The organism is Gemmiger formicilis, assembly GCF_016901605.1.
Lineage (GTDB): Bacteria > Bacillota > Clostridia > Oscillospirales > Ruminococcaceae > Gemmiger > Gemmiger formicilis_B.
This window is the reverse complement of record NZ_JACJKP010000134.1, coordinates 1-8,272: the sequence shown is the minus strand read 5'-3', so window position 1 is coordinate 8,272 and position 8,272 is coordinate 1. Positions and strand designations below refer to the sequence as shown.

8 protein-coding genes and 1 tRNA gene are annotated in these 8,272 nt (G+C 55.9%); 4 read left to right on the top strand and 5 right to left on the bottom strand.

The features are described from left to right. On the top strand, positions 1–1,068 hold a 1,068-nt coding region (locus H6B10_RS10505; RefSeq protein WP_204651561.1), incomplete at its 5' end, for a hypothetical protein. Continuing rightward, positions 1,065–1,736 (top strand): hypothetical protein, encoded by a 672-nt coding sequence (locus H6B10_RS10500; protein WP_204651560.1) that lies wholly within the window; start codon positions 1,065–1,067, stop codon positions 1,734–1,736. The genes H6B10_RS10505 and H6B10_RS10500, both read left to right, overlap by 4 nt. A gap of 107 nt (positions 1,737–1,843) precedes the next feature. On the opposite strand, the gene H6B10_RS10495 is transcribed toward H6B10_RS10500, so the two are convergent. The 5 genes from H6B10_RS10495 to H6B10_RS10475 form a co-directional block, all read right to left on the bottom strand. Further along, positions 1,844–2,716: a DegV family protein gene (locus H6B10_RS10495; protein WP_204651559.1), complete on the bottom strand. Its 873-nt coding sequence runs from the start codon at positions 2,714–2,716 to the stop codon at positions 1,844–1,846. Positions 2,717–2,854: 138 nt separating this feature from the next. Continuing rightward, positions 2,855–3,517: a YczE/YyaS/YitT family protein gene (locus H6B10_RS10490; RefSeq protein ID WP_204651558.1), complete on the bottom strand. Its 663-nt coding sequence runs from the start codon at positions 3,515–3,517 to the stop codon at positions 2,855–2,857. Beyond that, positions 3,514–3,954 (bottom strand): MarR family winged helix-turn-helix transcriptional regulator, encoded by a 441-nt coding sequence (locus H6B10_RS10485; RefSeq protein WP_204651557.1) that lies wholly within the window; start codon positions 3,952–3,954, stop codon positions 3,514–3,516. The genes H6B10_RS10490 and H6B10_RS10485 overlap by 4 nt, the downstream gene beginning before the upstream one ends. A gap of 137 nt (positions 3,955–4,091) precedes the next feature. Continuing rightward, positions 4,092–4,577, bottom strand: a complete 486-nt coding sequence (locus H6B10_RS10480) for a DUF2798 domain-containing protein (RefSeq protein WP_204651556.1) — start codon at positions 4,575–4,577, stop codon at positions 4,092–4,094. Positions 4,578–4,967: 390 nt separating this feature from the next. Beyond that, positions 4,968–5,044 (bottom strand) — tRNA-Asn (locus H6B10_RS10475). A gap of 195 nt (positions 5,045–5,239) precedes the next feature. Between H6B10_RS10475 and H6B10_RS10470 the strand changes: the two genes are divergently transcribed. Next, the gene (locus tag H6B10_RS10470) at positions 5,240–6,580 is read left to right on the top strand and encodes a hypothetical protein (RefSeq protein WP_204651555.1); all 1,341 of its coding nucleotides are present in this window, start codon (positions 5,240–5,242) and stop codon (positions 6,578–6,580) included. A gap of 18 nt (positions 6,581–6,598) precedes the next feature. Next, positions 6,599–8,272, top strand: a 1,674-nt coding sequence (locus tag H6B10_RS10465) for an FHA domain-containing protein (protein WP_204651554.1), incomplete at its 3' end; no start/stop codon positions are given.

Sequence of the window (8,272 nt, the reverse complement as noted above, 5' to 3'; positions counted from 1 at the left end):
CTGGGGCAAGTGGTAATCAATGGCATCAAGATCCTGCTGGGACAGCCGGTAGAAGGTTTCTTTGCCGAGCGTCAGCCCCAGTTCTTGCAGGCTATGGCCGATATGGGCCACCAGTTCTGGACCAGCGACGGCAAACTGAGCATGATTGGTCAGGGCCGCAACGTGGTGGTGTTCATTCTGCTGCTGTTTGCGCTGGCCTTTGTACTGGCTGCCGGTTGGCGGCTGCGGGTACGCGTGGCCGCCATGGCAGTGCTGTCCACCCTTTGCTTTGTGGGTTATAATCTGATGCTGGCGCTCAGCTATGGGTTTATCTTCAAGCCCTTCCAGGCCGAAGGACTCACCGACTATAACCGGTACATTTACAGCTATTACATCGGCTGGTTCCTCATTGCCCTGGGATGCCTGGTGGTGACACTGCTGCCTCAAATCGAGGTCCACAGGGCAACCCTTGCCGAAAAAGACGGCCCTACCGCTATTTTCAGCTCCAAGCTCTATACTCCGCGCTGGGGGCTGGCCGGGCAGGGGGCCGTGTTGTTGCTGGCAGTGGCCATGCTGGCCCGGCAAAGCCAGCTGGTGCTGCCGCAGCTCAGTGTGCTGGGCTTTGCCGACAGTGAATTTGCCGACCGGAAAGCCATCCGGGCCGAGGCGGAGCTGGTTTGCAGCTACCTGACCGAAGAGGACCGGGTCTTTTTCGTCAGCCAGGGGGATAACGGAGAAGCCTGGTTCTCGGCTGTCTTTGATTTCTATCCCATTCTGGTGGATTATTCGGGCATCACGTCCGAGATGATCGGCGGCGGTGGAGAGTTGGGCCTGCCGGAACTGAAACCCCAGGAAGAAGGCCCCAAAAACTACTATTACCACGGCTTTACGGCAGAGGAACTGGATTCTATTGTGCGCGGCAACGGCTGCACGGTGCTCTACCTGCAGACCATCGACGATATTTTTGTGGAAAGCTACGCCGATTTGTTTACCGACGGTCTGGAAGCGGCCCTCTCGGGTGAAACGCTGCTCTACCGGGTGACGGATGAAGGCTTTGCGCCGATGGAAATGGAGGTGAGTGCCTCGTGAAAGCGCTGAAACGCTGGTTTGACCGTCGGGGCGCCCTGCCTTTGACCTGCTATCTGGCGGCGGCCCTGCTTTGGGTGGTGCTGGGTGCTGTGCATTGGGGCAGCGATGCGCTGGGCCGCAGCGGCGGTACACTGTATGAAGCGGAAATCCCCGTTACCGACTGGCAGCTGGCAGGTCTGGAAACAGGGGAAAGTACGGCCGAAACCGCCGTGCTGACCACCACCAACGGCGACCCCCAGATGATTCTGGAGGATGTGTCCGATATGGTGGTACGCACCCTCAGCTATACAGTGGAATTTGAGGGCGACGCCCGGGAGATGTGCCTGTATTACACCACCAAAGTGGGAGAGGATTACAGCCAGGACCGGCGGGTGTTCCCGGAGGCTTTGGGCGATGGCAAGTATCTGTACACGCTGCCCCGCACATCCATTGTGGCCCTGCGTCTGGACCCCTGCAGCCCGGATGAAAACAAGACGGTGGAGATGACCTTTACTCCCGGTACCATCTCCTTGAACAAGGCTGAAACGCTGCCGGCAGTCTGGCAGTATTTTGTGCCGTCCTGGTATCAGGCTTTCTGCCTGGTGCTTTACCCGGCCCTGGCCGCTGCTGCCTGCAGCTGGCTGCGTGCGGTGGTACGGGCGCTGCGTCAACGTAAAAAGGCACGGTAAAATACGGAAAAGCAAAAACACCGGAACACCCCGTAAGGTGTTCCGGTGTTTTGTTGTACAAGAAAAATGGCAGATGGGCCACGCACAAACGCCGGCAGGATTCTTTCTCAGCGGGGGCCGCCCAGGAAGAAAAGTGCCACCGTGCCGGGGCCGCTGTGGGCACCGATCACCGGGCCGATATCGCCGATGCAAACCCGCTTGACGCCGTACGCTTTGATTTTATCCGCCACATACTGGCAGTCTTCCAGGCAGTCGCCATGGCTGACAAAAATCGTCATATCGGCATAATTTTTGTCGGCGCTCTGGGCAAAATGCTTGACCAGAGCATCCAGGCTGGCCCGGCGGCCGCGCACCTTTTCCATGGCGATCAGGTGACCTTCGGGGTCCACATGCAGCACCGGTTTGATGCCCAGCAGTGTGCCGGCCACAGCGGCAGCACCGCTCAGGCGGCCGCCGCGCTTGAGGAACATCAGGTCGTTGACGGTGAACCAGGCGCAGAAGCGCTGGGCGTTTTCGGTGGCAAAGGCGGCCACTTCGTCCAGCCCGGCACCGGCTTTGCGCATCATTGCCAGTGTGTAGGCAAACAGGCCCTCGCCCATGCTGGCCTGCAGGCTGTCAATGCTGACAATCCGGCGGCCGGGGAATTTCTCCAACAGTTCTTCAATGGCCACTTTGCTGGCCTGGTAGGTGCCGGAAAGACCGCTGGAAAATGCCAGGTACAGAATGTCCTGCCCCTGCTCCAAAAACGGCGTGAAAGCCTCCTCGTAGTCCGAAATGGCAACCTGACTTGTGGTGGACATGCTGCCGGCGCGCAGTTTATCGTAAAAAGTTTTGGGGGTCATTTCGCGGTTGTCGGGATAATTGCGGTAGCTTTGGCCATCCACCGTGAAGGTCATGGGCAAAATGTGGATATCCATTTCCTGTACCAGTTCAGGGGTCAGGTCACAGGTGGATTCACTGAACAGAACGTAGTTTTCCATCAATAAGCTCCTTCACACAAAACTAAAACCACAGTACATATTTACTATTTTATAATACCGTTTTTGGGGAATAAAATCAATACTGCCCGCCGCAGGATATGTTCCGGAATCCCGCGGCGGGCATAGAAAAATGCTTGTTTATGCCAGGCAGCGCTGTTCCACAACGCCCATGGGTTTGTTGATCTGCCGGGCCAGCTGACCCACCAGAACGGCAGCGGCAACGGTGCCTTCACGCACACCATCCAGATGGTGCAGGAAAAGCAGGGAAAGGGTAATGGAAATGGCAACCAGCGTCAGGTCAAAGATCATCTTCATGTTGCCGAACTTGATGGGGGCAACTTTGCAGATCGCCAGTACAATGCCTTCGCCGGCGGTGGTGATCAGGCGGGCGGTTACCTCGATGCTGACGCCCAGCGCCACCAGAAAAATCCCCAGCAGGCAGACGATCCACTGCTGCCAGTAGGCGGTCGGGTTCAGGTCACGGATCAGGTACGAAGCCAGGTCAATCATCATACCAAACAACACGGCAGCAGGCAGCTGCAAAAGCTGAACCCATTCATACTGGCGGCGCAGAATGGCAATCTGGATCAATACAAACAGCGTATTCATGATGATGGTGGTAGTACCGACCGTCAGCCCCGAGATGGCGCCCGTGACGTAAGGTACACTGGAAATAGGGGATGTGCCCAGTGCGGCTTTGATGGAAAAGGCCACACCGAAGGCCATGGTAGTCAAACCCACACAAAGAAAAACGATGCGCTTGAGCAGTGCCGTACGGTTCATTTTGCAAATTTCAGTCATGATTGCTCCTTTTTTCGTTCCGGATTGGTTTGCAGGGAAGTACAAAGTTTGAAAAGCAATGCCTGCAGGGTGGCAGCTTCGTCGGCAGAAAGCCCAGCCAGGGCATCGGTTTCCACGGTGCGGAAAATATCCGCTACCTGTAAAGCAGCCTGATAGCCTTTGTCAGTCAGAGAAACATAGAGGGAACGGCGATTGCCGTTTTTCTGGCGCCGCACAATCAGGCCGCTGTCCTCCATCCGCAACAGGATGCTGCCCACCGTGGCCGGTTCAATCTCACAATAAGCGGCAATGGTTTTCTGGTCGGCTTCTTGATATTGGAGCAAAAATTCCAGAACTTTCGGTTGGCCGGGCGTCAATCCGGTTTTACCGACTTCACCCAATACCTTACGGGAGAACATCGAATGGGCCTTCATCAGCAGGTAATGCAAGCTTTCCATAATAAGGCTCCTAACTATAAGAATGCTTATTGTTTTGCTGCTCTATTTTACACCCTTACCTATAAATGTCAAGAAAATGGAAAGAAAATCTCCGCAAACACCAAAAAAGACCGCCGGAAGGCGGTCCTTTTTGAACATTACAGGGGCTGGTCACACGGCTTTTTTCCGTCAGCAAGCTGTTTGCGGAACAATGTGCGGAAAATCAGCCGGGTCAGCGGTCCGGCAAACAGCAGCTGCCAGATCAGGGCCATGGGCATATTGCAGCCCCAGGTTTGTACCCAGGTGCCAAAGCTGGGCTGTTTGAACAGCAGCGTGGCAATCAGGCTCATGGTAGGGCACATCAGGCAGACAATCATGGTGGAGATGGCATAGGTGATGATCTGCGGGCGGTCGGTGGGGCGAACCACCGTGAAAGCCAGTTTGGTGGCCAGCTTCTCTACAATAAAGTATTCCAGCAAAATGGCAACGGGGACCATAATGGGCATTTCGTGCAGTGCCATGGCAAAGGTGGCATTGGTCACACCGCCGGTGTTCAGAGCAACATTGTATACAATCATCCCATAGACCATGATGATGGCCATAATCACGGTGTACACGATATTTTGAAACTTGGTTTGGGGCATTACAGGTTCTCCTTTTCTTTTGTAAATTGGCTGAAAGGCACAAAAAAAGAGAAGCAGCGAAACCTTTTGTCTCGCTACTTCTCTTCACTGCGACTACCAGTAATTGCCTATATCATAACACCAGAAAAAGAAATTTGTCAATTTTTTTGTTGTAAAGCGTAGATAGGATGTTCCAGAACGTACGAAAAGGCGAGGTATACAGGAAAAACGGTAAAACAGTAGATGTTCTGTATCTACGACGACAAGATTACCAGTGGAAGGCGACTTCGCAAGGATTTGCTTGATAAAAAAAGAAGAAACTGAAATTCGTGTAACACAAGTGATCTGGAAAGCTGTACCTGAATAAGGAAAAACAAAAAAGCGATAGAGTTTTGAAACTCTATCGCTTGTTGGCTGCCCCAGTCCGACTTGAACGGACGACACCCTGATTAACAGTCAGGTGCTCTAACCAACTGAGCTATGGGGCAATGTTTTGTCCGCTGTTTGAGTCAGCTTTATCATTATAGCAACAGGTGCCCCGTTTGTCAACAACTTTTTTGAATTTTTTTTGCAATTTTCTCTTTTTGCCGCTGCGACGCAATTTGGCAAAATCCGCTTGCGTTCACCAGGGGGTTGCCTTATAATGAAATTACTTATAGAAACTTGTCGGGGGATTGCGGCGTATGGCAAAGATTGACGTAAACCAATATATGGAACAATGCGGGGTGCGCAAGGCACGGTTCGGCGGTTATGAGCCGGAAGATGTGCGCCAGGCGCTGCGTGCGTTGTGCAGTGATTATGAGCAAAGCCTGAATGCGGCAGCGGCCGAAACCCGTGCGGCCCGGCAGGAGAGCGAGGCACTGCGCCGCCGTTGCCAGACTTTGCTGGGGCAGAACCAGAACCTGACCGCCCAGAATGCGACGTTGGCCGGGCAGGCCGATAAAATTGCCCGCCGGCAGAGCGACCTGGAAACGCGTTATTCCAAAGTGCAGGAGCGCAACCACTCGCTGACGGATCAGGTGGCGGTATTGCGTTTGAAAAACGGAGACCTGACTCGCGAAAATAAAGAACTGACCGACCGTGCCGAGGAAGCCGAGGCGGCGCTGCGCATCAAGGGCCGTGCGCATGACGAAGCCCGGCAGCAGGTACTGGCAGAGAAAGAGCAGGTACTGGCCACCGCCCACGCCGAGGCTGAAAAGATCCGCCGGCAGGCAAGGCAGGAGGCAGACGATCTGCTGAAAGAAACCAACCGCAAAGCCGAAGCAATCGACCAGCTGGCCCGGGAACAGGCTATCGGGCAGGCCCGCAAGATGGTGCAGGCGGCCACCGACGAGGCCCGGGAGATCCAGAATGCCCATCGGCTGCGGCTGCAGGACCTCAAAAGCCGGATCGCAGCGATGGAGCAGCAGCGGGATAAACTGCTGGACTTCTTCAGCGAGATGATCGGGGAACTGCAGGAGGCCCAGGACTATGCGCGCCAGAACAGCCCGGTGACGCCTTACGATGAGGAAATCACTGAGGTGTCCTCGGAACCGAAACTGGATCTGTCGGAAAAAACCGTGGAAGCTGCGGCGGCATCGCTGCCGGAAACCGACGACCAGCAGGCCGAAGACCAGGGGCAGGCAGTCAACTGCGTGGTTGCCCCGGGACTGGACGAGGAAGAACCCGCGCCGCCGCGCACGGTGGAACTGGTACCGGAGGAGGAAACGACTCCCTCACCGGATTATTTTGATACCCAGCCCCGGCAGGAACCCAGCGACCCGCCGGAAATCGAAGTGCCGGGGGCCATTTTCTCCTATCCCATTCTGCGCCAGGAAGGAGAACCTATTCTGGACGAAGCACCCCCCATGCGCGGCCCCCATATGCCGGTAATGCCGGACCTGAGCGCGACCGAGGAAGATGACGACAGCGCGGAGGATGCCGACATCCATATTATTCCCGAACAAAAGCAGCCGCAGGACCCCCGCCGCAGTAAGATTGTTGGGGCGCTGCGTTCCCTGCATAACAAAATCAGCGGAACCTAATAAAACAGGAGACGGTGTGTGAAAACTTTCAAATACATAGTGTCCTCCGTCTGGGTCGTGGTTTTGTGCCTGGTGGCCGGGTTTGCGGCGGCAGCCGACACCACAACGGCGGCCACCAGTGCGGGCAATTTCCGGGTGGAACAAATTTATGTCAACGTGCCGGAAATGGATGTCTTTTTCTACGCGCTGGACGCGGACGGAAATTCTTATACGCCCACCGTGGTACAGGCGGCCGGTCTGGAACTGACGCTGGGGGACCATACGCTGGATACCAGTTCTCTGGGCCAGGCGGACAGTCCGATCTGTTATATGGTAGCGCTGGACAACAGCAGCGAGATCTCAGGGGATGATTTCCGCCAGATGCGCGGTGCTATCTGGCAGCTGATCCGCAACAAAGGGGAAAATGACCAGGTGGCATTGTATACCTTGGCGGGCGGGGCGACCTGTGTACAGCCTGCTACGTCCGATGCCAATACGCTGTATAACGCACTGGCCAAGATCCAGCAGGTGAACGGCGCCATGGATATGACCAAAGCTGCCTCCACCATTGCAGGGGATATTCAGAAGGAATATCAGGCGCTGGCTCCCCGCAAAGCGGTGTTTCTGTGCACCGATGCGCAGCGGGTGGTGACCAATCCCGGGCTGGTACTGGGCCTGATGAGTGATGTGAGCACCAAATTGAACATGGCCATTTATGCCTTTGTGGGCAGCAGCGCACCGGAAAAGTTTACGATTCTGGATGCGGTATCCGATGGCCGTGTGATTCCCTGCGCCATGTCTCAGATGGGGCAGGCCATACAGGAAAAACAGAAGATGTTTGCCACTGCCCTGGAACTGCGCACCGAAGTGCCGGAAAGTATGTACGGCGAACGGCAGGAGATCGTTACCCTGGCGGTGCCCAGTCTGGGCAGCGCTGTGCAAAGCAGCACCACGGTATATATGGGCTTCCGGATGGAGAAGCCCCAGGTGACCAAGGTGGAAGTGATCCGGCGGAACAAACTGCGTCTGACCCTGAACCAGGCCATCAACCCCAATGCCACACGGCCGCAGTTTTACCATGTGGTCAGCAACGATATCTGGAACTGGCATGTGCCGGTAAAAAGTGTGGAGATCAGTGAGGACGGCCGCACCGTTACCCTTACAACGGCTAACCTGTATGAAGGGGATTACCATGTGGCCCTGAACAAGGTGTCCAGCCGTATATCGCCGGCCAATGTCAGCTCTTTGCGGGAAGAAACGGATTTTGTGATCCAGGTCTGGCCCCGGGATAAAGGCTTTTATCTGGCACGGTTCCGCACACCGCTGCTGTTGGCGATCGTGATTCTGGTAATTCTGGGCTTCCAGTGGCGGCGGCTGCGCCGCAGGGACCGGGCTGCCGAGCAGGAAGCCGAAGCGGAACATCTGCTGGCCGGTGTGACGGATGACAATGCATTGCCCCGGCGTTGGGTCACCATGTTCTGGGGCCAGCGCGGCTCCATTGCCGAGAGCCGCTGGGCCGGTATGGTGGAAAGCAGTCTGCTGCTGGGCAGCGATGCCGCCCAGTGTGACCTTTGCCTGCCGGACCCCAAAATCCAGCCCCAGCACTGCGCACTGTGCGTGCGGGGAGAATCCCTGCTGGTACAGACCCTGAACCCGGAGGCCCCGGTGTTTGTGAACGGGGAACGGATTGACGGGGAACACCGGCTGCAAAAC